This window comes from Photorhabdus aegyptia (genome assembly GCF_000612035.1).
Lineage (GTDB): Bacteria > Pseudomonadota > Gammaproteobacteria > Enterobacterales > Enterobacteriaceae > Photorhabdus > Photorhabdus akhurstii.
The window spans coordinates 1-25104 of the sequence record NZ_JFGV01000039.1 but is presented as its reverse complement, the minus strand read 5'-3'; the positions used below and the strand labels follow the sequence as shown (position 1 = coordinate 25104).

Here is a 25104-nt window from a genome sequence, read left to right as displayed (position 1 = left end):
TTTATAAATTAAAAGGGGGATTTATGGCTGCAAGTGCATTTGTTCGGGCAAGAATCGATGAGACATTAAAAGCAGAAGCTACCGAGGTTTTGGCTGGTATGGGGTTAACCATATCTGATCTAGTGCGTATCACCTTGACTAAAGTTGCGAAGGAAAAAGCATTACCGTTTGAAATGAGAGTACCTAATAAATTGACTGCCGAAACTTTGGCTAAGAGTGATCGTGGTGAAGACATTCATCAAGCAAAGGATGCTGACGATTTATTCGATCAGCTTGGTATCTGATGCGCCAGCCAAGATATTCAAGTCAATTTAAGCGTGATGTGAAATCCGCACAAAAACGTGGCAAGGATATGAACAAACTTAAGGTCCTAATGAGTTTGTTGATTGATAATAGACCATTGCCTGCTAACTATCAGGATCATCTTCTCCGTGGTGAATGGAAGGAGTTTCGTGATGCTCACATTGAGCCTGACTGGTTGTTGATTTACAAAGTAGTTGGTGATGTTGTTAGGTTTGAACGAACAGGAAGACATTCTGACCTATTTGATGAATAAACCTTTCTAGGTGCGCTGGGTAGCAGGTTAAAATAACTTAGTTAGGAAAAAGAAAGTCCAGATTTAGCTACAACATTATTTTTTTACCTAATGACGTATTTCTGTGAAATCCGTGAGAAAGTGCGACATAACTGAGTTTCAGTTGTTTTTATCAGCAACTAACCTATGATTATCAAAAAGGTATTGACGGCCTGTAGCGAGCGCAGTAAGATTCGGCTCGTTTTCGGCGAGTAGCGCAGCTTGGTAGCGCAACTGGTTTGGGACCAGTGGGTCGGAGGTTCGAATCCTCTCTCGCCGACCAATTTAGAGTTTGGGGCTGTCAGTAAGCCACGAACTTAAAGAAAATAGAAAAGCCTTACAGTGATTGCTGTAAGGCTTTTTGTCGTTTTTATGTTTACTCTAAAAGTTACAACCGTTTAGTGCATTGGCTTGCATAATCTGACAAGCACCGAAACTAGAGTGGATAACCTGCCAGATAAAGGTCTGAGTTCATACACCCTATTTTAAAAGGGATGCCTATCTCCGGCATCCCTTGAAATAGTATTGCAGATGGACATTCTGAACTATTTCACACAAGTCTGATGTTTTTCTAGAATTGCCACATACTCACCATTATGTCGCTATATCGTATAGGCGGCAGTGTTCCTCGTTACACCACAGTATGAGCTTTATGTTCCTATTCCATCGCTCCCATAGTCATTTTCAGATCAGGGTTATCATTCCCAGAAGTAGAAGATATTTTTGGATCAAAACTCAGAAGGAGTTTAGAAGGTCCTCGTGTATACACTCCTGTTTCTTGATAATGATGGTTATCAGCAAAACGTAAATTGTGCAGGCGATCCAGAATAATATTGGATGAAACTTCCAACTGACTGAGTGAAAACGCAGCCGCAGCACAGGCATGAGTACCTGTCCCAAAAGCTAAATGTCTTTTTCGATTTGCTTTCTGTTGCGAAGTTGTATTTTTTCTTCGATATAGATCAAATTCATTTGGTTTGTGAAAAACCGATGGATCGCGATTAGCTGCGCCAATCATACAAAATACTAAAGCGCCTTTAGGTATATCGATACCGGAAATAGTGACGTCTTCACTCGCTTCTCTTGGAATGAGTTGTACAGGTGATGTCAGACGTAAAGTTTCTTCAAATGCATCTCGAACCAGACTGCGATCTTTGAGCACTGCCTCAAGCATACTCGGATTAGATATTAAGTGATTAAGCATCATTGCTAATATCTTGTCAGCAGGTTCTATAGCCGCTAATAGAATGTTTAAACACAGTGCTGTAATTTCGCTCATGGACATCGCTGTATCTTGACAGAATATAGATATAATGTCCCCGCGGGGATTACGCCGTCTCTGATCTATTATAGGCTTTAATAAGCGAATTAATTTCTGACTACATTCAAGACTGTGCATCTTTTCTGGTTCTGTTTGGTCAAACTGGGTAATAAAACTGGCGATACCCTTGTGCCATTCAGCTATATCACGATAGTTATCACTTGGCAGTCCGAGAATACCTAATGTCACTAATACGGCATAATCGCGGCCAAAGTCATTAACAATATCTATATTTCCTTTTTCCATATAAGGTTGTAAGAGATCTTCGGTAATCTTTCGAATCATGGGTTCGTAGTAGCGATTAAAATAATCTTTTGAAAGCCCTTGCATTATAAGTTTTCGTTTACATGCATGCTCTTCACCTTCCATTTGAGCAAGAACGCGATCCCCCATAACCGGTTCGGCAAGTGCAGTTAATGGCTTAGTATTGAAAATTGAGGATTTTAAAATAGCGTCAACATCCTCATATTTGCCAATAAAATAGCCGTTTCGGGGTTGATCAAAATAAACTAAATCTTGTTTATGCAAGATGTCGTAAAAATCATAAGGATTTTTTATGAATTTTGGGTCGAGAATACTAAAAGAACTTAATTTAGCCATTATTGTGCTTCCTTTCTAAAGATATTTGGTACTAAGAGATTATTAACTTTAAATACAATTACTATTTCATCACGCTGTTTGTATTTTATAATTGAGTAACGATTCCGTAACTTTGTCTATCGCCTATTTGTATAGGATAACTGCCGTTAAACAACCCTTTTCCGATTGGCCAAGGACGATGATAAAGTAACGTAGAATACTTTACCCCAAGTAATAGAGGGGTATCGAGGTAAAAGGGAATTTCAGCGAAAATATATGGTAACGCTTTATATACTAATTGTAGATCAATTAGACCAAAGTATTGCCCGGTACCTTTTAGTCGCCCTTTTATGGCTTGAAAGGACATATCAATACAGATTTTTTTAAAAGATTCTGATTCATTAAACGCGTTTTCAACTTGTGTTTTAAGAGATTGGTAGTCATGGTTTAGTGCAAAGTCACTAAATTGAATAACTCTGATTTGCTTATTTTTTAACATTGCTATGGAAATAACATAATCAAGGTTACATAAATGACGTCTAATTTCGCGTTGTGTTTTCTTGATAGCCTTAGCGTTCTCAGTTCCACTAGCGATTAAAAGGCGTGAAGCTTCACGTTCACAAGGTAATAATATGTCGATTTGTCGGAAATAATGACTTGACCACTGAATAAGGTCCATCACATAGTCCTTTGAAAAACGAGAGTTAAAGGGGCTTATCCCTACTAGCGCGTGATCACCTTTCTGAATAATTTGGTCACAACGAGAGGTTTCACCTTGAACAGTAAATGATGTTGAATTCTCGTACAGCAATGCTGAATGAACCGATAATATTTGATTGTTCGTTTCTTCTAAACATTTTCTTCCAGTAGATAACATTTCCATTGACTTTCCATTTCTTTCATGTAATCCCATATAATCCTGATATAAAATCCTTAATTTTTGTGCAGATTCATGACATCTCCATTAGAATATCTATACATAAATTTGATCTAACTTAATCTCGTAAAAATGTCAAAAATTATCGAAAGTCGGAGTGAGATAAACCTTATTTCGAGCCGATAAACGAATTGATATGAAATCAGTCTTTATCAAATTCTGGCTATTGTTGAAAAAGTGATAAGAAAATCGGGTACAAAAATGCATCGTCGCTCTTGGGAACAGGTAGCATTCTCTAATAAGAGGAGTGTTCAGATAACAACGCCTAAGGCTGTATTATTAATTTTACATCAACATGCTTCGCCATATTATTCACGTGGCGACTTTATTTGATTATATTGACAGATATTTCATCGGTTTTTATTGATTAATTAAATAATTAAAAATAATTGCTCAATAAAATACATATATAAATTACGCTATTTAACTTAAATTTTATTTAATCGCTTTTACTCGTAATCCCGGTAGAAAAATTACATATATACTAATAATATCATAGTAAAAAATAACATTTAATTACTATTCGCGATATTTAATTTATCCATCTGAGAAATATCTCTCATTCATTAAATGACTTGTTTGAAAAAACATAAGAATGGTGTATGAATATTATATTCTATGAACATAAAATGGAATGTAAATATGAAATTAAATGACAGCGGTAACACAGTTTTACTTGAAATTAATAAGTTTAGAATAGACGGTAATCGAGTATTTTCAACGCGTGAATATCACTGGCAACTGTTATCTCTCTCTTTACAGGAATACCATTAGCAATGGCTAGATGGTATGCCTATTGTTTGGATAAGATAAATAATACTGTTGTACAGATCAGTTCTGAACATTTTTCAGTAAAAATGTATCTCAATAGTATTAAATCGGGTGATTGCTTCTTTATTATTGATGATATGTTAGGTATAGGAAATGCTGAGATTAAAGATGAATTTTCAATAATAAAATCGGTCAAATGTCGGAAATTTAATTTTTGGAATAAGAGAATTATAGGTGATATATGTCTTCATATAATGGCGTAATATATGGGGTTATTTTTTGCCTCATCAGTGCAGCATTCGATGTGTTTGTCGCGTATTTAACGCAATCGATAAATTCAGCTATTGTTATCTTTTATTGCTTTATATCATCCACTTTGTTATTTATGGCGATAAGTATTTACAAAGGGTTTGATCAATTAATCGTGAAAGTCCGCAAGAACACCTTATTGGTGTTAATTATTAATGTCTCAATTTTACTAAACTGGGGAGGATTAATCATTGCGCTGCGCTTTCTTGAGCCTGCAATAGTGGGGGTTGCTTCGGTAGCTTGCGGCCCTGCGATAACTATTCTCCTCTCATCTTTTATCGATAAAGACGAGGCAAAAACAGAAAAATTGGAGGTTGTCATATCTTGGTTAGTTCTCATTGGGGTAGGTGTGATGCTGGTAAATTCATTCTTGGGAAATAGTGGATTATCATCAACTTCAATTCAGGATAGAATTATTGGTATTGTTAGCGTGATATGTGGTGCTATAGGAACAGTATTATACACTATTTTTTCTAAGAAATTATTTAAAGAAAAATGGCAAACATATGAGATATTGTCTGTTAGAAGTATTTTAATGGTAATACTTTCATTTTTTTATGTTTCAGTATCCAATGTTTCTCTTCGTTTAGATATCGAGATGATTCTTCCGATGTCGATTCTTGTTATCGTTGGACATTTACTTCCAATCTATCTGGTATTAAAGACAATTAATGCCATTACCCCGCTTCATGTCTCTCTGTTATTTCTGTTACTACCTGTATTTACGATTCTTTTTCAATATCTTGATTCACGTATCGCGTTTTCTGTTGAAAGCCTGATCGCAGCTTCGGTTATAGTTTCTTTATTAATCATTCTTGGTGTGAGTAAGATAAAAAAGACAAATAGGGTATAATGGGATATAAAATGAGAAAGGTTGCTATTGTAGATGGTTTTTCTTCTGGTAAGTTTATGGTTAGAGCTTTATGAGAAGAAATATTATCTTTGGCATGTGGCCTGGAAATCAGATTTACATAGTTATTATTATAAAGGATTTGATTATTCAATCTACCAAGAGCGCTATATCCACGACACAATAGAGGATACAGTCAACTTCCTTGAAAAACAGGGAGTTGAATTTATTATTGCCGGGAGTGAAAGTGGTGTTTCGCTTGCTGATGAGCTTAATAATCATTTTGAATTGAATTATAAAAATGATTTTGCCAAGACATCTGCAAGGCGCAATAAATATGAGATGATTGATACACTAAAAAAATATGGAATTTCTGCGGCTGAGCAAGGCAGATTTTCAGATTGGCCTGCGGCGGAACAATGGATTAAAGCCTTTAATAACTTTCCTGTAGTACTTAAACCATTAGAGAGTGCGGGCTCTGATGGTGTTTATATTTGTAAAGATGTGCATTCTGCTAAGGAAGCTTTTCATAAAATACTGGGAAAATCCAATAAACTTAATCTCTGTAATCATCAGGTTTTAATACAAGAATTTCTTAACGGGACTGAATATGTCGTTAATATGGTATCGCTTAATCGTCATCAATTAGTTACCGAAGTAGTAAAATATAAGAAACGTAAACTTGATACGGGTAGTATAATCTATGATATTGATGACATTATTGATTCCTCTTATCCAGAATATAATGTTTTAGTAGAATATACGAGAAAAGTTGTCATTGCTTTAGGCATATTTAATGGTCCCAGTCATGCGGAAGTGATGTTAACGCCTGATGGTCCAAAACTTGTTGAAATTGCCGCGAGAATAGATGGAATATTACGACCGACGATAGCAAAATTAACAACAGGTTTAGGGCAAATTAGTGCTGCTGCCATATCTATTGTTGAACCGGAAAATTTCCATGAGGTTATACAAAGAGAAGCTTATACTCTTATTAATCATTCCTATAATGTATGTTTGATTAATCATCGTCCTGGTATATTTACTGCTAATGATTTTGTGGCAGAATTAAAGAAATTGCCCTCTTTTTGTGAAGCTATTTTTTATGCTGATGAAGATGATGAAATCGAAATAACTAAAGATGTTTTTAGCCAACCTGGAACCGTTTACTTAGTTCATCATGATAAGAATGTTATTCATAAGGATTACGAAAAAATTAGGATAATGGAAGAACTGGGTGGGTATTTGAAACCTGTTTAGAATTATATGTCATACCCTATGGATTTCAAGTTGCATCGCGACGGCAAGGGAGCGAATCCCCGGGAGCATAGATAACTATGTGACCGGGGTGAGTGAGTGCAGCCAACAAAGAGGCAGCTTGAAAGGTGACGGGTATAGATAATAATAGTTGCTAACCAGAGATGCGTTATATTTTCCAGTAAAATTCTGGCTCTGGCGGCTATGATGGATAAAACCAGATTTAGTCGTTTAGATATCACCTAAATTTACCGAGAAACCATTAATGAAACCAAAAGTGATGAAAAGTAAATAAAACTAGTAACAGGTTTTTGTATTTATTTATATTATTAATGTTATACTTATTGGATTAACTCTTCAGGTGCCGATTTCATTTGGCACGCAGCATTTTATACCAGTTATCATCTTTTCTCGTGAAATAATCGTTTACTAATTAGTCAAACAGCCACAAATTTTGCGCACAGATTAATAGTGATTAGTTCTGTCACTATATGCTTTCTATGGTCTTTTTGTCTATAAAATGTGCTCATTGTCATGTTTTTGTGCTAACTATGTTAATTATTAGTTTCCTTTGTGTTTTCCTGTTGTTTATGACATTTGTTGAGATCTTATTGACGCAAGAGACAACAGTTGTTTAATTGATAAGCTGAAAATAATAAACAAAGCCTAAACAGCGCAGTTTCTGACAGGAAGTGCAGATTCTGGCTGTATACAACAACATCACAAATGGAGTGCAAGAAATGACAACTTTCTCTAAAGGGGCGAAGTTATTGAAGCTAGGGGTCAGCTTAGTTGCATTGGCAGTAACCGCCAGCGTTCAGGCAAAGACATTGGTTTACTGTTCCGAAGGCTCACCGGAAGGCTTTAATCCACAACTGTTCACCGCTGGCACAACTTATGATGCCAGCTCCAGACCACTGTATAACCGTTTGGTTGAGTTCAAAACAGGTACAACTGAAATTACCCCGAGCCTGGCTGAAAAATGGGATATTAGCGATGATGGTAAAGTTTACACTTTTCATCTGCGCAAAGGTGTTAAGTGGCACGATAGCAAAGACTTCAAACCAAGCCGAGAATTTAATGCCGATGATGTGATCTACACTTTCATGCGGCAAAAAGATGCAAATCATCCATACCACAAGGTGTCAGGCGGCAGCTATGAATATTTCATTGGCATGGGTATGAGTGAGATGATCAATAAGGTTGAAAAAGTAGACGATTATACTGTCCGGATTGAACTGAGCCGCCCGGAAGCCCCATTCCTGGCTGACTTAGGCATGGATTTCGCTTCTATTATGTCAGCAGAATATGCAGATAAGATGATGAAAGCCGGTACGCCAGAGAAAGTCGATCTGAATCCAATTGGTACAGGCCCGTTCCAGTTGGTGCAATATCAGAAAGATTCTCGCATTCTGTATAAAGCTTTCAAAGAATACTGGGGAGATAAAGCCAAAGTTGACCGGCTAGTTTTCTCTATTACTCCTGATGCATCCGTTCGTTATGCAAAATTACAGAAAAACGAATGTCAGATTATGCCATATCCAAATCCGGCGGATATTGCCCGCATGAAACAGGATAAAGATATCGTTTTGCTGGAACAGCCGGGTCTGAATGTCGGTTATGTCTCTTTCAACGTCACTAAAAAGCCATTGGATAACGTCAAAGTTCGTCAGGCGTTGACGATGGCGGTCAATAAAGACGCTATCATTGAAGCGGTTTATCAGGGCGCTGGCCAGAAAGCTAAGAATCTGATCCCACCAACCATGTGGGGTTACAACAATGATCTTAAAGATTATCAGTACGATCCGGAAAAAGCGAAGCAGCTCCTAAAAGAAGCAGGGATGGGAAGTGGTTTCACCATTGATCTGTGGGCAATGCCCGTACAGCGTGCATACAACCCGAATGCCCGTCGTATGGCTGAAATGGTCCAAGCTGACTGGGCAAAAATTGGTGTTAAGGCCAAAATTGTTAGTTATGAATGGGGCGAATATTTGAAGCGAGCTAAAGATGGCGAACATCAGATTGTGATGATGGGTTGGACGGGAGACAATGGTGATCCAGATAACTTCTTCGCAACTTTGTTTAGCTGCGCAGCTAAAGAGCGAGGTTCCAACTACTCTAAATGGTGTTACAAACCGTTTGAAGATGCCATTCAGCCAGCTCGAATCGTTTCTGAGCACGCTAAACGTGTGGAGCTTTATAAACAGGCTCAAGCTGTGATGCACGAACAGGTTCCGGCCCTGATTGTGGCTCATTCCACGGTGTATGAACCCATTCGTAAAGAAGTTAAAGGTTATGTCGTTGATCCTCTAGGCAGACATATTTTCAGCAACGTGTCTCTCGAATAATCCTGTTCTTACTTAAGGCGTTTATTAAATTGTGAGCCAAAAGGGGGAAAGTCCTCCCCCTTATTCAAGCCAAACGGCCTGAGAGCTGTAACTGGCATTTAAAAAAGAGAGTTTGGGATATGTTGCAGTTCATACTCCGACGTCTGGGGTTGGTAATCCCAACGTTTATTGGCATTACTTTACTGACTTTTGCTTTTGTCCATATGATCCCCGGCGATCCGGTGACCATTATGGCCGGGGAACGTGGAATATCTGCTGAGCGCTATGCCCAGCTAATGGCCGAAATGGGGTTGGATAAACCACTTTGGCAGCAATACTTTCATTATGTAAGTAATGTGTTACATGGTGATCTTGGCATCTCCATGAAAAGTCGTATCTCGGTGTGGGAAGAGTTTGTTCCCCGTTTCCAGGCAACGCTGGAACTGGGGATATGCGCCATGCTGTTCGCTATCTCTGTTGGTATTCCCGTTGGCGTCCTCGCGGCGGTAAAGCGTGGTTCTGTTTTTGATCATACTGCGATAGGACTTTCCCTAACCGGATACTCCATGCCGATCTTTTGGTGGGGGATCATGTTGATCATGCTGGTTTCTGTCCAGTTGGATCTAACGCCAGTATCCGGGCGGATAAGCGACAGTGTTTTCCTTGATGACAGTTATCCGCTGACCGGTTTTATGCTAATCGACACGTTATTCTGGGGTGAAGCCGGTGATTTTAAAGATGCGGTGATGCATATCATTTTGCCCGCCGTTGTCTTGGGGACGATTCCACTGGCGGTTATTGTCCGGATGACCCGCTCTTCGATGTTGGAAGTACTAGGTGAAGATTATATCCGTACCGCCCGCGCTAAAGGCTTGAGTCGTATGCGTGTGATTGTGGTCCACGCGCTTCGCAATGCATTGCTGCCGGTTGTCACTGTTATCGGCTTGCAGGTCGGCATTATGCTGGCGGGGGCGATCCTGACTGAAACTATCTTCTCATGGCCGGGGCTTGGACGCTGGCTGATCGATGCCCTTCAACGTCGGGATTATCCGGTGGTGCAGGGAGGCGTATTACTGGTGGCGATTATGATCATCTTGGTTAACCTGATAGTTGACTTGTTATACGGCGTCGTTAACCCGCGTATCCGGCATAAGAAATAGGGAGCACATTATGTCTCAAGTGACTGAGCCTGCAAACAGTGCGCCTAAGATTATGACGCCGATGCAGGAGTTCTGGTATTACTTTAAGCGCAATAAAGGGGCCGTGGTCGGCCTGGTTTATATTGTGCTGATGTTATTAGTCGCTCTGTTAGCGGGAGTGCTTGCCCCACATGGTGCGGCTGAACAGTTCCGCGATTCTTTGCTGACGCCGCCGGTATGGCAGGAAGGGGGAAGTTGGCAGTTTATTCTGGGTACTGATGATGTTGGGCGTGATTTACTTTCACGTTTGATGTACGGCGCTCGGCTTTCATTGTTGGTAGGTTGTCTGGTGGTGGTGCTATCCCTGTTGATGGGGGTTGTTCTGGGGGTGCTGGCGGGTTATTTCGGTGGTGTGGTGGATATTATCATCATGCGTATCGTTGATATTATGCTGGCGTTGCCAAGCCTGTTGCTGGCTTTGGTGCTTGTGGCGATATTTGGGCCATCCATTGTCAATGCTTCACTGGCGTTGACCTTTGTGTCTCTGCCACATTACATCCGTTTAACTCGTGCTGCGGTATTAGTCGAAGTTAACCGCGACTATGTGACGGCTTCACAGGTGGCGGGGGCGGGTTCCATGCGCCAGATGTTTATCAATATTCTGCCTAACTGTCTGGCACCGCTGATTGTGCAGGCTTCTCTGGGTTTTTCTAATGCCATTCTTGATATGGCTGCTTTGGGTTTTCTGGGGATGGGGGCGCAGCCACCCACACCGGAATGGGGAACAATGCTGTCTGATGTATTGCAATTTGCACAAAGTGCCTGGTGGGTAGTGACGTTCCCCGGGATAGCAATTTTGTTGACAGTGTTGGCGTTTAACCTGATGGGTGACGGTTTGCGTGATGCGCTTGATCCTAAACTCAAGCAGTAATGAGGTGGCGAAATGGCACTATTAAATGTAGAAAAATTATCGGTTCACTTCGGTGACGAAGAGGCACCGTTCCGCGCCGTTGACCGCATCAGTTACCGAGTTGAGCAAGGGCAGGTTGTCGGGATTGTCGGAGAGTCTGGTTCTGGTAAATCGGTCAGTTCATTGGCGGTGATGGGATTGATTGATTATCCGGGCAAGGTAATGGCTGACAAACTGGAATTTAACCAGCGTGATTTGACCAAAATTTCCGAACAAGAGCGTCGCCAACTGGTTGGTGCGGAAGTGGCAATGATCTTCCAAGATCCGATGACCAGCTTGAATCCCTGCTATACCGTTGGGTTCCAGATTATGGAAGCGCTGAAAGTGCATCAAGGCGGCAATCGCCGTACCCGACGCCAGCGAGCGATTGATCTGCTGACCTTGGTTGGTATCCCTGATCCTGCATCACGTTTGGATGTGTACCCGCACCAATTATCCGGTGGTATGAGTCAACGGGTGATGATCGCAATGGCGATTGCTTGTCGGCCCAAATTACTGATTGCTGATGAACCAACAACGGCTTTGGATGTCACCATTCAGGCGCAGGTTATTGAACTGTTGTTGGAGTTGCAACAGCGGGAGAATATGGCGCTGATATTAATCACCCATGACCTGGCGCTGGTTGCAGAGGCTGCTCATCATATTATTGTGATGTATGCCGGACAGGTGGTGGAATCCGCCAAGGCATCGGAGATCTTCCGGGCGCCACGTCATCCGTATACTCAGGCGTTGCTCCGGGCATTACCTGAATTTGCCACGGATAAATCCCGTCTTGCCTCTTTACCGGGAGTTGTGCCGGGGAAATATGACCGGCCTATCGGGTGTTTACTGAATCCACGTTGTCCCTATGCAAATGACCATTGTCGTCAGGTGGAACCGGAATTAAGAACGGTAGGGGAACGTCAGGTGAAATGCCATATACCGTTGGATGATGCGGGGAGGCCGACAGTATGAGTGAATCTATTTATCCGGCGCAGGAGATATCAACGGCGCCGTTATTAAAAGCGACAGAACTGAAAAAATATTACCCAATCAAAGGGGGGCTATTTTCGCCAGCTAGAACGGTAAAAGCGCTGGATGGCATCTCTTTCGAACTGGAGAAAGGAAAAACGCTGGCAGTTGTGGGTGAATCGGGGTGTGGTAAGTCCACGCTAGGGCGATTGTTGACGATGATTGAAAAACCAACCGATGGTGAGCTTTATTATCAGGGACAAGATCTGCTGGTGCCAAATAAAGACGCTGAAAAACTGCGTCGTCAGAAAATCCAGATTGTGTTTCAAAATCCTTATGGTTCACTTAATCCGCGTAAGAAAGTTGGTCAGATTCTGGAGGAGCCTCTGCGGATCAACACCGAGTTGAGCGCACAGGAGCGTAAAGAAAAAGTGTTGCAGATGATGGAAAAAGTGGGGCTAAAAACTGAACACTACAGCCGCTATCCGCACATGTTCTCTGGTGGTCAACGCCAACGGATTGCGATTGCTCGTGGTCTGATGTTGGACCCGGATGTGGTGATTGCGGATGAACCGGTTTCCGCATTGGATGTCTCGGTGCGGGCACAGGTGTTGAATTTGATGATGGACTTACAACAAGAGTTGGGGCTCTCTTATGTCTTTATTTCCCATGACTTATCGGTGGTTGAACATATCGCTGATGAAGTGATGGTGATGTACCTCGGTCGTTGTGTGGAAAAAGGCAGTAAAGAGATGATTTTCAGTAACCCACGTCACCCCTATACACAGGCGTTATTATCAGCAACGCCAAGGCTGAATCCTGAATTACGTCGTGAACGGATAAAATTGACAGGTGAATTGCCAAGCCCGATGAATCCACCTCCCGGTTGTGCATTTGCAGCGCGTTGCCGCCGGGCGCTTAGCGTTTGTACTCAGCTTCAGCCAAAACTGAATCAATATGGTAATCAACTGATCGCTTGTTTTGCGGTTGATCAGGATGAAAATGTTGCAGTGGAATAATTGGTTAAGCTAATAACTTTTAAGGATGGTGGGTAGGTTGAGCCATCCTTATTTTCTTTCTGATTTCCCCCTTTCAAACCCGAGTTGCGGCAACTTACTTAAAAAGAGTGAGTTAAAAGAGATAAAAAAAATCGTCTATTTGGCAATGATGAACCTGCTGTTACAAATGCCATTCAGCAACTCATTCATTACACGAATAAAAATCCCTTATGGGATGAAATATCCATTTTCTGGGACGGAATGCTTACCCTGTAAATATTCTTATGATTTATATTCTAAAGGAGAGAATTCATCATTATTTGACATTGAGTCATCAGGGAGAGTCATGTATGAAAAGTTTTGAGAAAATACCTCATATTGACCTTGCACCAATATTTACCCATACAGATACGGGATTATTGTCAGTCGCTGAGCAAGTTCGCCAAATATATACAAATGTGGGATTTGCTTACTTGATTAATCACGGCATATCAGAAGATTTAGTACAAGCCACTTTTCAGGCAGCAAGAGATTTCCACAATTTACCACTGAATAAAAAATTAAAAATTCGTCAAAATAAGTTCTTTCGGGGTTATATGCCGAGGAGTACATCTCGATTTGAATTATCTACTTTGGAAAAAGCAAGCAAGCCTAATCAAAGTGAGGCATTTATTATTGCTAATGAAGTATTGGAGGAAAGTGAAGATTTTAAACTAGAACAAAACTTAGCTGGCCCAAATCAATGGCCTGAAGATATGCCGGAGTTTAAGGAGACGATCACAACATACTATAAATCTATGCAGGCTTTGGCTAAACGGATGGTACAAGTTTTTGCAATGGCGTTCGGCCTAAGCCCCGATGCATTAGATAATTATTTCAGGGAACCGACTATTTTCTTGAGGCTTCAATATTACCCGGAACAGCCAGACATCATTCCTGAAGACCAGTATGGCATTGCCCCGCATACGGATTATGGATTTTTGACCTTATTAGCACAAGATACGATTGGGGGACTGCAAGTCAAAAATCAAGAGGGAGAATGGATTGATGTTCCACCTGAACCGGGTTCTTTTATCCTAAATAGCGGAGATATGATCAAATGGATGACTAACGATAACTTTATTTCTACTCCCCACCGGGTAATAAATCGCTCTGGAAAGAAACGATATGCTATTCCTTTCTTTTTTGAGCCAAGTATGCACGCTCAAATAGCTCCATTAGATATATTTCAGGATGCGGATAATCCGGCAAGGTATCCTCATATTGAGTATGCAGATCATCTTATGACGAGAATAAAATCAAATTACAGTATTGGTGCTTAGGGAATAATAAAGCTTCAATTTGGAGGCAAGAATATGGCTAGTTACACATTCTTTTCAAAAGCTGCATTCAATTTTGATAAAGAAAAAACGGCCTTGTTGGGTAGCAAGGTTATCTTACTTATCAGTGTCGGCCAAAAATATCACGAAGGCGATAAACTCGCAGCAACCATTGATTTAATTAATAGGAGTGGGTTTTCTTCATGTACAATTGCAGTAGCTGATACCTTACAGCGGCATAATTATTTGGGAATGAGTTGTGAAGCCGCCTATCGTTTTACATATGAATTGGGTACTTCCTGGATCGCTCGAAATTCTGAAGTTCTCGCTGCACTCTCGATTCCCAACAATATTCTCCGCTGGGATGAGGCCCTAAACGATATATCATATTTGGCATTTCGAGAAGATATAGAAGAATTATATGCCAATGATCTTGCCTATAAAGAGGCAATTAACGAAACCATAGGTATATTCATTGATCGAATGGTAAAGCGGGAGCCAAGTATTGATACCGCTCAGGCATTTATAAGCTGTTTAAATTATCTTATGGAAGAATGTCCCATAATCATGCCGATTTGGGCAGCTAAAGGTTACGATTTTGTCATCTACCCACAACCAATGACTGCGGCTATGAATGCTACACGCGAGCGTTTCGTTGTTGAAAAATATCCTGGAAAAGAACGCTGGTTATCTCTACGCTTTAAGAAGCGGTCTATGCCAAATTTTCTTAATAATACATTCCTTCAGGAAGACGCGATTCATTGTATGGTGGAATAAATCAAAAAGACATGAAATATCAGTAACCTGATAGATATGAAATAACTAAGGAAGATAAGGTCATAGTCTGTCGTTCCAGGAAATTCCCGGCACATGCTAGGCCAATATTCGAGCTTGTTTCAATAAGGTTCCGGGAATTTTTTAGATGAGCTACTGAACACAGTGGAGGCTATTTGATGATTTTTTTCTCAGAGAATCACAGAAAGTGGTGGGTTTTGACGGGGGTGAGTATTGCGAGCTTTCTTGGTTGTATTGACTTTACTATCGTCAATACGGCCTTGCCTGCAATAAGAGCTGATCTTCATGCTACAGTGGCTGAACTCCAGTGGATTATCAATATTTTTCTCTTGGCACTATCGGCTTTCATGGTTGTGATGGGGCGTATGGCAGATCTCTATGGTCGTCGACGGGTGCTCTACCTTGGCGCCATATGCTTCGGGCTCGCATCACTCGGTGCTGGGCTCGTTACCAATATAAACTGGCTTATCGCTTTTCGATTTGCTCAGGGAGTATCTTGCGCAATCCTATATACCGCCTCTGGCGCCATAGTTTCTAATGCTTTCCCTGAGGAGGAACGTGGAAAAGGTATCGGTTTGCTCTTTGGAGTTAATGGACTCGGACTGGCAATTGGCCCGGTAATAGGAGGAATCATCGTTAGCACCCTAGGTTGGCGCTGGATTTTCCTGATAAACGTTCCATTAATTGTCTTAAGCCTATTAATCTGTACGGTTAGCGTCACAGAATCTAAGAATAAGGAACAAGGGACGACGTTAGACTGGGGGGGATTGATTTTTCTGATCACCGGTTTGTCGGCCTGCATTGTTGTACTCAGCTTAGGTAGTGAGTGGGGATGGCTGTCATTCTCTACGCTAGGTCTTTTAATCATATCGGTCGTCGCGTTGGTCATATTTTATCATATTGAACAACGGGTCTCTGCGCCGATCCTTCAACTCCATCTGTTTAAAAACCGGACTTTTATTGGTGCGGCTATAGCCAATGCGGCACTGGCCTTTTTTTACTGTCTGGCTTTTTTCCTGATGCCTCTGTACCTACACACGATAAAAGATCTTGAGGGATATCAGATAGGTATGATGTTGCTTCCTACTACGGCGATGGTTGCTCTTCTTTCACCGATTGTTGGTCGGCTTACTGACCGAATGGGAGTCAAAATAATACTTGTCAGCGGCTTTTTATTTTTTGCTATTTCAGCATTTCTTCAAACACTCTTTTCCGAATACAGCAGTCTATTCAGTATTGCGATTGCGTTTACGCTTATGGGTATTGGTTGGGCTTGTGTGTTGGGGCCATCTACAGTGGCTGCGCTGTCATCTGTACCGGAACGTATGGGAGCGGTTGCTATGGGGTCATCGTGGACAGTGCATAATATTGGTGGGGCGGTAGGTCTTGCTTTTGGTCTGCTACTTTATCAGCAAGTTGCTACCAGCAGCTTGTTACTCAAATTAGGTGCGTTTGGCGTGGCGCCTGGTCAATGGGTGGAGAAAGTTATCGCTGAACCAGAAGGGGCGCTTTCAGCTTTGCATCAACATGCTGGTCTTGACCTTGCAGATGCGCTGAATGTTTTTCATACGTTCTTTATTGAGGGATACCGTGCGGCAATGGGGTTGTTGTTAGCTATCTCTCTTTCAGTTTTATGTATCCTTTGGATGACATTGAAACGACAACAGTCGAAACAATAGGCATTACAGGAAGATGCCACGTTGTTCGGCGGCTATCTGCAATAGATTTAAAAATCGGTTTAAATTGAAAATAGATGATGAAACAACAGAGAGACAGTGACTATTACCAACTTTGAAAATTAGGGGAGAGCACCGTGGGGAAAGAATCAAGCCACCAGCGTATGACGAATATCTCATCACCTCACCCACGGGCGTTTTCTCCATTAATGTTAGTTGTATTGATTCTGGTAAGTTCTCTCGGATCAATCATTGGTATCCAAACACTTGTCACTCTGGGTGTCACACCAAGCACATCTATAATTGGTGCTCTGGTTGCTATGGCTATAGCACGGCTCCCAATCTATCAATTCACGCTTTTCCGTTCTGTTCATGCACAAAATTTAGTGCAAACCAGTATGTCCTCTGCCACTTTTGGGGCAGCTATCAGCCTTCTCGCCCCGCTTGGTATCGCGTACGTCATGGAGATGCCTGAACTCATTATGCCGATACTGGTAGGGGTAAGTTTGGCTATGTTGTGGGATGCTTTCCTGCTATATCGTATGTTTGATTCCCCGGTATTTCCAGCATCAGGTGCTTGGCCTCTTGGGATGGCTACCGCTGAGGTGATCAAAACCACTGATCGAGGAGGTTATCGAACGATCACATTAATTTGTGGGGTGATAAGTGGGTTTATCGGCAGTCTTTTAGGTTTGCCAATGTCGGCTGCCGGTATTGCTTTTATCGGGGGCTTTGCGGCTATGCTGTCATTCGCGGCTGGACTGCTCTTGGCTCCCTGTCTCTATATTGTGTTTGCATTGGATATCAGTACCCTGAGAATGCCTGAAGGGATTTTGGTTGGTGCTGGTATGGTGGCAGCTTTGCAAATTGGTCTTTCCATGTACAAGCGGAAGAAGAGACACATCACTATCCCCGCCGGTGGTCATCAACATCAGATTGATCAGCCTGGTGCCTCATCTTTTCGGGCTTTACTCGGTATCGGTAGTTTGGGTTATCTGCTTTTGGCGATGATACTTGCTCTAGGGACGGGTCTGTTTGAACAACTCAGTTTACCTATGTTGATTGGATTTGTTGTATTTGGCACGATCTCAGCGCTACTTCACGAGCTCATCGTGGGAATCGCAGCCATGAACACCGGGTGGATGCCTGCGTTTGGCGTAGCGCTACTATCATTGGTAATTGGTATCTGGATCGGTTTTCCAGTAAAGGCTTTAGTCGTATTAACCGCGTTTACATCGGCAACTGGGCCTGCATTTGCTGATATGGGCTACGACCTTAAAGCAGGATACATATTGAGAGGTGATAATCGTGATCCCATATTTGAGCAAAGAGGGCGGCGAGAACAAATGATCGCAGGCATGTTAGGTTTTGGCATAGCGATTTTAGCTGTTCTACTGACCTGGCAGGATTTATTCGCTCGTAACCTGTTTGCCCCCGTCAATTTGGCTTATGCTGCGGCGATTAAAACAAGTATAGATCAAAGCAACTTAATGACTTTCACCGGCTGGGTAATACTGGGCGCACTACTACAAGTTATTGGCGGCGCTCGGGGCCAATTAGGTATCATGCTTGCAACAGGGCTATTGATAGCTAAACCTACGGTTGGTTGGATGGTTCTCCTTGGGTTGATTTGTCGTTTATGGGTAAAACGAAAGTATCGCAACCACCCTTCCCACGGACTGGAGTCTTTCGCGGGCGGGATGATTGCAGGAGATGCTCTTTGTAGCATAATGTTGAGCACCCATTCACCCGCGGTCGGGCAGAGCACAGACAAACATTAATCAACGAGATCGTAGCCAAAAATCGCCACTAGGCTGCAAGACAGATGAATCTTCATCGGTAGGAAGAACGATTCTTTTCGTTTCGCTTGGAGAATAGCTAAATTTCCTCTTATAGGCACGCGCAAATTGAACCGGGCTACTGAACCCATACTGATAAGCCAAGTCAGCAATACGTTGACGTGGAGTGATTTGGGAACTCAGAATTGAATGCACTTTAGATAAACGTCGTGAACAAATGTAATTTGCTACACCGCCTACCGTTTCGAAGAGCCGATATAAATGACTTCTGGAAATGCCGATTTGTTCACAAATCTGGTTAACGTTTAGTTTATTTGAATTAAGATTTTGATCAATATGGTGTCTGATCCTGTTGAATAAAGTCGTATCAATTGCAGTTTGTGCCTGAATAATATTATCTGGGGTGGCAGAAAGCGTTGCATTCAGGAAGCCCAAAGTAGCTTGCATAATCTGTGGCATATCGTTCTTCGGCAAGTGGGGAGTATGTAGAAATAGTGCTTTAATATGTTCTGCAAAAAGCTGTCCCAGGCTGTGATTTAAAACTGCCCCGTGGAAATTAGCCGTTGTTGCTGGGAGAAGATCACGAGGAACCATCAACATGATGACCTCACCTTCGGCGATGCTCAAATCATATGGTTGACCTAAATCGATAACAGCCAATTGTGAAGGCTTTATCTTAGCTTGGTGGCTAGCATCATTATAAATCCACGAATCAGAAAGGCTAAGGCGAAAATAATAGTGGTCAAGATTGTCCTTGCGGATCTTGTCTAATGAACGATAAGCAAAGTCATTGATTGTATTCTCGCGCTTGCTAAGGAAACGCCAACGTCCGAGCATCAACTCCCCTATATGCATTCCACAGAAATTAGCATCTAAGATAATTATTTCACGCATTTTTAGCGAAATATTATGATGCTGATGCTTTTCTCGCCAAGCATCAAACCGTTCAGCTTTAGAATAGGAGAGTGCTGAAAAACGATAGGGGTATAAATCTTCAAGATCACTCATACACACCATCCTTTCACACAAGGTTAATAGTGTCATGTTGAAGGGGCAAGACATACAGTGAATTACTGTGGTTAATATATGCTTCTCCGAAACAGGTGCATACAATAGTATAAATTTAAACTTTCATTACGTTTTGCTTAATGATGTCGTGTATACAGTGAGTTAAATCACGACAACATAACTATTAGCAACGTGTCTTGGACAGAATAAGTAAAGGTGGATCGCCAGGAAAAAACAAGTAGCTTGGCTTGATACTTTTCTTCGTGTAATGCTAAAAGGGTGACTAATTTAAGCTTCTGATTGGTGGCTTGATTTCATCAGCGTTACACATTGTGGTCAAATCAGGCGATTTTAAATAGGAAAATTGAATATTTATATGTTTTTCTAATAGTTACAGATAACCACCAAAGGTAATTATTTCAGAAAAATAACGACTTGGATAAGTGAAACAGGATCGTTAGCGGTAAAATCAAGTATACTCAATTCCATTGATCACGTGTTATAACTGCGATATCCACAGGCATTGGTTTAAGTGAAAATGAAATTGCGCGTCAAACGTTCGTTAACTATTAAACAGATGGCCGCAGTGACCGGCGTCACGCTGGTGACCATTGCTATTTTTATTACGATTCAATTGTGTCATTTTATACAGCAACGTAAAGATGATTATATCAGCCAGCTTAATAACGCGGCAGTTCAGGTACAGGCGCCTTTAACGGAAGCACTACTTAATTCTGATCTCAGTAAAGCAAAAGAGTTGCTGATAGGGCTGCGTACTGTAGGTATTTTAGGACGGGCGGATGTGGTGTTGCCGGAGGATATCCGGGTGATACGGTTGAGCTTTGCTACTCATCGCCCAATCCCCGAACTGGCTAAACGAGTTTTTGGTATCCCTGTGGAAGTGAGTATTCCTCTTCATGTTTATGGTTCAGTATCGACAGGAGCTAAACCGTTAGGGCATCTGATTTTGCAAGTGGATTCCAATCGAGTATATCGTTTTGCTATTAATACGTTGGCGTTGATGCTGACAACTTATTTATTACTGGCCCTTATCCTTACGGTGTCGATAAGCTGGTGTATCAACCGGATTATTGTGCACCCATTACGTGACATTGCACGGGATCTTAATAACGATCAACCATCAGAGCCAATGGCTTGCCCTAAATACCATCAGGATGATGAATTGGGTATGCTGATCAGGGGATATAATCGTCAATTTGATAAGCATAAACCTCCGTCATCATGAAACCATCCGTGGCGGTCTGAGGTCTAATCCTCAGTTATAATCCTGACAGGATTTTGCCTGTTAAAATTCAGGTTTTTGCTTTTTCTACCGTTATTATTGGTCGAAGGGAACATATTCTGTCATCAATGGTTAAACCTTCGAAGGCTAAAACCAAGGATAGACATCTATAGGGGTTCACATGCAGGGTTCGAAAATTCGTTATTTTATTGGTGGGATAATGCTGGCAATTGCGGGCCAGACGCAGGCGGAAGCCTTGCAGCCTGACCCTGCCTGGAAACAGGGTAAACTGGAAAATGGTTTTAACTGGCAAATCTTGCAGACGCCGCAACGTCCTAACGACAGAATACAGTTGCGCCTTGTTGTGAAAACAGGGTCACTGGCGGAGAAAACCCAACAGGCGGGTTATACCTGGTTGATTCCGAAAGTCGTGCTCTTTAGTAGCAAAAGTTTATCTTCCACCAAATTAGACCAGTTATGGAACAGCGCTATTGATCCAAAATACCCACTGCCTCCAGCTATTGTTTCATATGATTTCACACTTTATAGCTTGAGCTTGCCACATAATCAGCCTGAACTACTAAAAGACGCGTTGAACTGGTTGGCTGATGCTGCGGGCAAGGCGGTATTTACACCTGAGACTCTACAACATGCCATGAAAATGGCCAATACATCCGTCGCAACCTATCCACCGGATATACAAGATCCCGTGTGGCGTAGACGTTTGAAAGGTTCAACGTTGTTAGGGCACGATCCGGCGCAAAATGCGCCTCAACCTATTGATTTGGAGAAACTTAAGCAGTTTTACCGGCAGTGGTATACCCCTGACATGATGACGTTATACGTTGCGGGTCATGTGGATAGCCGTACTCTGCCGGAAAATATCAGCCAAGCGTTTTCATCATTGAAAGGTAAACGCCATACTCCGGCCACCATTGCAGCGTTGTCACCAATGAAACCGGAGACCATAGGGATTATCAGCGATAAAAAGAAAGAAGATACTTTATCCTTGATTTGGGATCTCAATTGGCAGCCGATTAATGATTCGTATGTGCTTAATCACTATTGGATCAGTGATATTACCCGCGAGGCGCTTTATCGCTATCTGCAACTTGGGCTAGAAAGAAAAAATGATAAAGCGTTGAAATTGGGCTTGGATTGTAAAGTCCAGTATCATCGTGCGAGTTGCGCCCTGAATCTCAACACGGCAGCAGGTAATCTAAAACCCGCAATGGAGTATCTGGCGGCTGAATTGGTCACACTACGGGATAAAGGATTGCCGAAGGGACAATTTGATGAGCTATATGCGCAAAAACAAGCACAACTCAGCCAGTTGTTTGCCATGTATGGTCATACCAGCACGGATATTCTGATTAATCAGCGTCTTTTGTCCCAACAGAGCAATGTGGTGGATATTGCTCCTGAGCAGTATCAGCGTTTGAGACAAGCATTTTTAGCTTCCTTGACCCCTGAAATGCTTAATCGTGAGTTGAAGCAGATCCTGTCACAAGAGGTGGCATTTATTCTGATTCAACCGAAAGGGGAAGCGGAAATGGATGTCGACCAGTTAAGAAACAGCTTTAATCAGATTATGTCGCTGACACCACATGAGGATAAGGTTGATATTCCGGCACAACCACCGATACCTAAGCCTGAAGCAAAGGCGTCCTAAAGCAACAAAAAGGGCGGACAAGACCGCCCTTCATCATTGGAGACTACTTTTTAGCCTCAGCTCTAAGTTCAGTCACATTCTTACCGCCGATTCCCCAATTATCCGTATCGACTTCATCAATAATGACAAAAGTTGTCGCTGGATTTTTTCCTAATACATCGGCCAGTAACTGAGTGGCTCCTTCAATTAATTGCTTCTTTTGTTCTGCTGTAGCACCTTCACGAGTAATTCTGATATTAACAAATGGCATAAACAGCTCCTTTTCATTGGGTTATTATTAGCAGATCGCTCTGCCAGGGCATATTTATTCGGTATTTTTATAATTATTATCCGCGGTGGCTATCCAGGCAGCGCAGAATAGCGTTAAGCGGGCAAAAAGATAGAAAAATGTCATCAAGCCGATAACAGAACCAAATGCGGCACCAGAAGGGGAATTGGCGAGGCGTGGTAACGTCATGGTCATAATATATTTGAGCGCTTCAAAGCCTATTGCTGCCATCAATGTCCCTTTTAATAGAGCCTTGCGTTCTGGCTGGTGGCGAGGCAACACCCAGAATAGCCATAGGAAAAGCAGATAATTAGCTGAAATAGAAATGGCTAATCCAATCAAGAACCAGGATGGACGCAGCCATTCAATGCCATCTAACCCTAACATCTTGACAATGGTTGCTTGGGCGGAGCCTGCGATAGAGGTCAGTGATAGCGTGATGACCAGCGCTAATAATAGCCCGATCAGAGAAATAGAATCACGAAGATATTTAAAATAGATTTTCTCATTATCTTCCTGATTTCTCACCCAGACAGGATGGAACTGGGCAAGAATAGCCTGACGTAAATTACTGACCCAATTCACACCGGAATAGAGCGCAATTGCCAAACCGGTTAATCCCACGGTAGTTCGTTGTTTAATTGCTGTATCGACACTATTTTTCAGCGTATTGGCAAGAGTTGGATCACTAATACTGTTGGCGATACCATTAATCAGTTTTGCCAGCAAATCGGGATTAGAGGCCAGAATAAAACCGGCAATGGCGAAAGAGAGCATCAGAATGGGAATAAGTGATAAGAAGGAAAAATACGTTATTGCGGCGCCAAACTGATTACCCATCCGATCATTAAAACGCAGCGTTGCACGGATAAAATGGGCAATAATGGGAATATTGCGGATATAATTTCCTACTCTGACCGTCAGAGAAATCGCTTTTTTACCGTGGCGAATTCCCTTCTCCAAAGGTGTTCTGGACAACCGTTTTGGCTGATGTTGGGTTGTTTCCTGTTTTTCTGTACGCTTTGGCATGTATAGCCTCAATGACGTTAAATAACCTACTATCTTATAATGCCACTGTAAGAAAATTATTAACAATTCTTCATATACCGGTACTTAAGTATTAAGACGTTGAATAAAGACTTTTTTCGAAGTTGAGGTTTTGCGAGCCAAATTTGTAGATGCAGATAGACGCTAATTTATAGCTGGTCTGAATTGTTCTTAATACAAAGGGGCTGAACTGATAGGCGCTTAGCTAACTGCTGGCTGAATTCACGGGCTGCCCAAGGAATATAGACGAGGATTCACATACCCGCCAAGCGGTTCCCACAACGCAATGCGCTTGTCGGAAAAGCAGTGACGTTGCACCGTTGCTCCTCTGACACCGGGTGTTGTAGCTTCTAGTAGCAAGATTTTCAGTGGTAATTTACTGCGCCAAAATGCCAATGCACTACCAGCCAGCCCTTCCTCCACGATAATGAAGTCTCATTGTGAAGCCATGTCTTCCCCTCTGTTGTGGATGCTGTTGCCCCCAATAGGACCAAAGAAAATCACCCATGTTCTAAAATCTTTACTGAACGACTCAAAGCGATGATCAACATAAGCGGGAACAAACAGAAAATCTCCAGCAGAGAAATTGACATAAGTTTCTCCCCGACGGAAAACACCATGACCAGAACTGACGATATAAATTTCGTCCCTATCATGTGGTGTTTGAGTATCGACTTCGACGGGAGAAAATAATTCAACAGAGAGTTGCCCCCTTTCAAACAGCACAGCAAAAGGTTGTGGTAGGCTAGGAAGATAGGTTGCTGTTTCAGACTCATTAATATGCAAAATATCGTCAGGAATATTTGTATTGGATACTACACTCATTATGCATTGCTCCTGGTATTCAAAATAGGCAGATTGTTCTTTGAAATTAGCCCCCATTTTAGTCTCTGTAACTCCCCTTGTGATGAAAGGGGCGGTTCACTATAAGGGGGCTGCCAGCGTTGCTGATGTAAATGCATTATTAATGCTTTTCCTTGCAGATGTGGATTGTGCTGCCAACTATCGCATAGAGCCAGAATAGCCAGATAACTAGTAAAGAAATAAGCTCCCCGTTGTCTTTTCGATAGCGAGAAATCCCTGTTAACTAGCTGATATTGAGTATGATCCAGCATATCGCCGCAGTCTTCATATGATGTTCCATCAACGCTGACCTAATTTCATCCAATCATAAAGAAAACACAAAGTAAATAGCTTGTATCTGTCATTCCGCACCGTATTTCTGATTTAAAAATAGTGTGATCTTACACAGGTTTTTTGTATTGATGACATCGGTGGGGTTGACGGTAATCGC

General features: G+C 41.9%; 22 protein-coding genes, 1 tRNA gene and 1 pseudogene. 16 read left to right on the top strand and 8 right to left on the bottom strand.

What is annotated here, in order from left to right; translation table 11 throughout:
* Positions 1–23: 23 nt before the first annotated feature.
* The 3 genes from BA1DRAFT_RS13080 to BA1DRAFT_RS13070 all read left to right on the top strand — a co-directional run bounded on the left by BA1DRAFT_RS13080 (position 24) and on the right by BA1DRAFT_RS13070 (position 857).
* Positions 24–284 carry a type II toxin-antitoxin system RelB/DinJ family antitoxin gene (locus BA1DRAFT_RS13080; protein WP_036779839.1) on the top strand — a complete coding sequence of 87 codons (261 nt, stop codon included), beginning with the start codon at positions 24–26 and terminating at the stop codon, positions 282–284.
* The gene (locus BA1DRAFT_RS13075) at positions 284–556 is read left to right on the top strand and encodes a type II toxin-antitoxin system YafQ family toxin (protein WP_036779836.1); all 273 of its coding nucleotides are present in this window, start codon (positions 284–286) and stop codon (positions 554–556) included. The genes BA1DRAFT_RS13080 and BA1DRAFT_RS13075 overlap by 1 nt, the downstream gene beginning before the upstream one ends.
* 224 nt (positions 557–780) lie before the next feature.
* Positions 781–857 (top strand) — tRNA-Pro (locus BA1DRAFT_RS13070).
* A 375-nt stretch (positions 858–1232) separates the two neighbouring features.
* Here BA1DRAFT_RS13070 and BA1DRAFT_RS13065 read toward each other — a convergent pair.
* Both BA1DRAFT_RS13065 and BA1DRAFT_RS13060 read right to left on the bottom strand, forming a co-directional pair.
* On the bottom strand, positions 1233–2495 hold the full coding sequence (locus BA1DRAFT_RS13065) for a cytochrome P450, cyclodipeptide synthase-associated (RefSeq protein ID WP_051560781.1): 1263 nt from the start codon (positions 2493–2495) through the stop codon (positions 1233–1235).
* Positions 2496–2580: 85 nt separating this feature from the next.
* Positions 2581–3357, bottom strand: coding sequence for a tRNA-dependent cyclodipeptide synthase (locus BA1DRAFT_RS13060; protein WP_235201095.1), 777 nt, complete (start codon positions 3355–3357; stop codon positions 2581–2583).
* A 1066-nt stretch (positions 3358–4423) separates the two neighbouring features.
* On the opposite strand from BA1DRAFT_RS13060, the gene BA1DRAFT_RS13050 reads away from it, so the two are divergent.
* The 11 genes and pseudogenes from BA1DRAFT_RS13050 (at position 4424) to BA1DRAFT_RS13000 (ending at position 18554) form a co-directional block, all read left to right on the top strand.
* Positions 4424–5344 (top strand): DMT family transporter, encoded by a 921-nt coding sequence (locus BA1DRAFT_RS13050; RefSeq protein ID WP_036779834.1) that lies wholly within the window; start codon positions 4424–4426, stop codon positions 5342–5344.
* A gap of 11 nt (positions 5345–5355) precedes the next feature.
* Positions 5356–6601: pseudogene (locus BA1DRAFT_RS13045) on the top strand (ATP-grasp domain-containing protein).
* 737 nt (positions 6602–7338) lie between these two features.
* Complete coding sequence (dppA, locus tag BA1DRAFT_RS13040) at positions 7339–8946, top strand: dipeptide ABC transporter periplasmic-binding protein DppA (RefSeq protein ID WP_036779832.1); 1608 nt, start codon at positions 7339–7341, stop codon at positions 8944–8946.
* Between the two features lie 119 nt (positions 8947–9065).
* Entirely contained in the window at positions 9066–10085 is a 1020-nt protein-coding gene (gene dppB, locus BA1DRAFT_RS13035) for a dipeptide ABC transporter permease DppB (RefSeq protein WP_036779829.1), read from the top strand.
* A 10-nt stretch (positions 10086–10095) separates the two neighbouring features.
* Complete coding sequence (gene dppC, locus BA1DRAFT_RS13030) at positions 10096–10995, top strand: dipeptide ABC transporter permease DppC (protein WP_036779827.1); 900 nt, start codon at positions 10096–10098, stop codon at positions 10993–10995.
* Between the two features lie 12 nt (positions 10996–11007).
* Positions 11008–11988, top strand: a complete 981-nt coding sequence (dppD, locus tag BA1DRAFT_RS13025; RefSeq protein ID WP_036779825.1) for a dipeptide ABC transporter ATP-binding protein — start codon at positions 11008–11010, stop codon at positions 11986–11988.
* Positions 11985–13004: a dipeptide ABC transporter ATP-binding subunit DppF gene (gene dppF / locus BA1DRAFT_RS13020; protein WP_036779823.1), complete on the top strand. Its 1020-nt coding sequence runs from the start codon at positions 11985–11987 to the stop codon at positions 13002–13004. The genes dppD and dppF overlap by 4 nt, the downstream gene beginning before the upstream one ends.
* A 329-nt stretch (positions 13005–13333) precedes the next feature.
* Complete coding sequence (locus tag BA1DRAFT_RS13015) at positions 13334–14305, top strand: isopenicillin N synthase family dioxygenase (RefSeq protein WP_036779821.1); 972 nt, start codon at positions 13334–13336, stop codon at positions 14303–14305.
* Between the two features lie 33 nt (positions 14306–14338).
* The gene (locus BA1DRAFT_RS13010; protein WP_051560779.1) at positions 14339–15079 is read left to right on the top strand and encodes a hypothetical protein; all 741 of its coding nucleotides are present in this window, start codon (positions 14339–14341) and stop codon (positions 15077–15079) included.
* A 176-nt stretch (positions 15080–15255) separates the two neighbouring features.
* Complete coding sequence (locus BA1DRAFT_RS13005) at positions 15256–16776, top strand: MFS transporter (RefSeq protein ID WP_036779818.1); 1521 nt, start codon at positions 15256–15258, stop codon at positions 16774–16776.
* A gap of 134 nt (positions 16777–16910) precedes the next feature.
* Positions 16911–18554, top strand: a complete 1644-nt coding sequence (locus BA1DRAFT_RS13000) for an OPT/YSL family transporter (protein ID WP_235201092.1) — start codon at positions 16911–16913, stop codon at positions 18552–18554.
* Here BA1DRAFT_RS13000 and BA1DRAFT_RS12995 read toward each other — a convergent pair whose 3' ends face one another.
* Complete coding sequence (locus tag BA1DRAFT_RS12995) at positions 18555–19580, bottom strand: AraC family transcriptional regulator (protein WP_051560778.1); 1026 nt, start codon at positions 19578–19580, stop codon at positions 18555–18557.
* Positions 19581–20118: 538 nt separating this feature from the next.
* Here BA1DRAFT_RS12995 and BA1DRAFT_RS12990 point away from each other — a divergent pair.
* Both BA1DRAFT_RS12990 and BA1DRAFT_RS12985 read left to right on the top strand, forming a co-directional pair.
* Positions 20119–20826, top strand: coding sequence for a HAMP domain-containing protein (locus tag BA1DRAFT_RS12990; protein ID WP_036779816.1), 708 nt, complete (start codon positions 20119–20121; stop codon positions 20824–20826).
* A 178-nt stretch (positions 20827–21004) separates the two neighbouring features.
* Positions 21005–22495, top strand: coding sequence for an insulinase family protein (locus BA1DRAFT_RS12985; RefSeq protein ID WP_036779814.1), 1491 nt, complete (start codon positions 21005–21007; stop codon positions 22493–22495).
* Positions 22496–22538: 43 nt separating this feature from the next.
* Here the strand turns inward: BA1DRAFT_RS12985 and BA1DRAFT_RS12980 are convergent, their stop codons facing one another.
* The 5 genes from BA1DRAFT_RS12980 to BA1DRAFT_RS12960 form a co-directional block, all read right to left on the bottom strand.
* Positions 22539–22745: a 2-hydroxymuconate tautomerase family protein gene (locus tag BA1DRAFT_RS12980; RefSeq protein ID WP_011144704.1), complete on the bottom strand. Its 207-nt coding sequence runs from the start codon at positions 22743–22745 to the stop codon at positions 22539–22541.
* A gap of 54 nt (positions 22746–22799) precedes the next feature.
* Positions 22800–23792 (bottom strand): inner membrane protein YhjD, encoded by a 993-nt coding sequence (gene yhjD, locus BA1DRAFT_RS12975; RefSeq protein ID WP_036779812.1) that lies wholly within the window; start codon positions 23790–23792, stop codon positions 22800–22802.
* Positions 23793–24032: 240 nt separating this feature from the next.
* Positions 24033–24233, bottom strand: coding sequence for a hypothetical protein (locus BA1DRAFT_RS12970; RefSeq protein ID WP_036779809.1), 201 nt, complete (start codon positions 24231–24233; stop codon positions 24033–24035).
* 12 nt (positions 24234–24245) lie between these two features.
* Positions 24246–24635 (bottom strand): cupin domain-containing protein, encoded by a 390-nt coding sequence (locus BA1DRAFT_RS12965; protein ID WP_146110714.1) that lies wholly within the window; start codon positions 24633–24635, stop codon positions 24246–24248.
* Positions 24635–24925, bottom strand: coding sequence for a hypothetical protein (locus tag BA1DRAFT_RS12960; RefSeq protein ID WP_036779807.1), 291 nt, complete (start codon positions 24923–24925; stop codon positions 24635–24637). The genes BA1DRAFT_RS12965 and BA1DRAFT_RS12960 overlap by 1 nt, the downstream gene beginning before the upstream one ends.
* Positions 24926–25104: the final 179 nt, after the last annotated feature.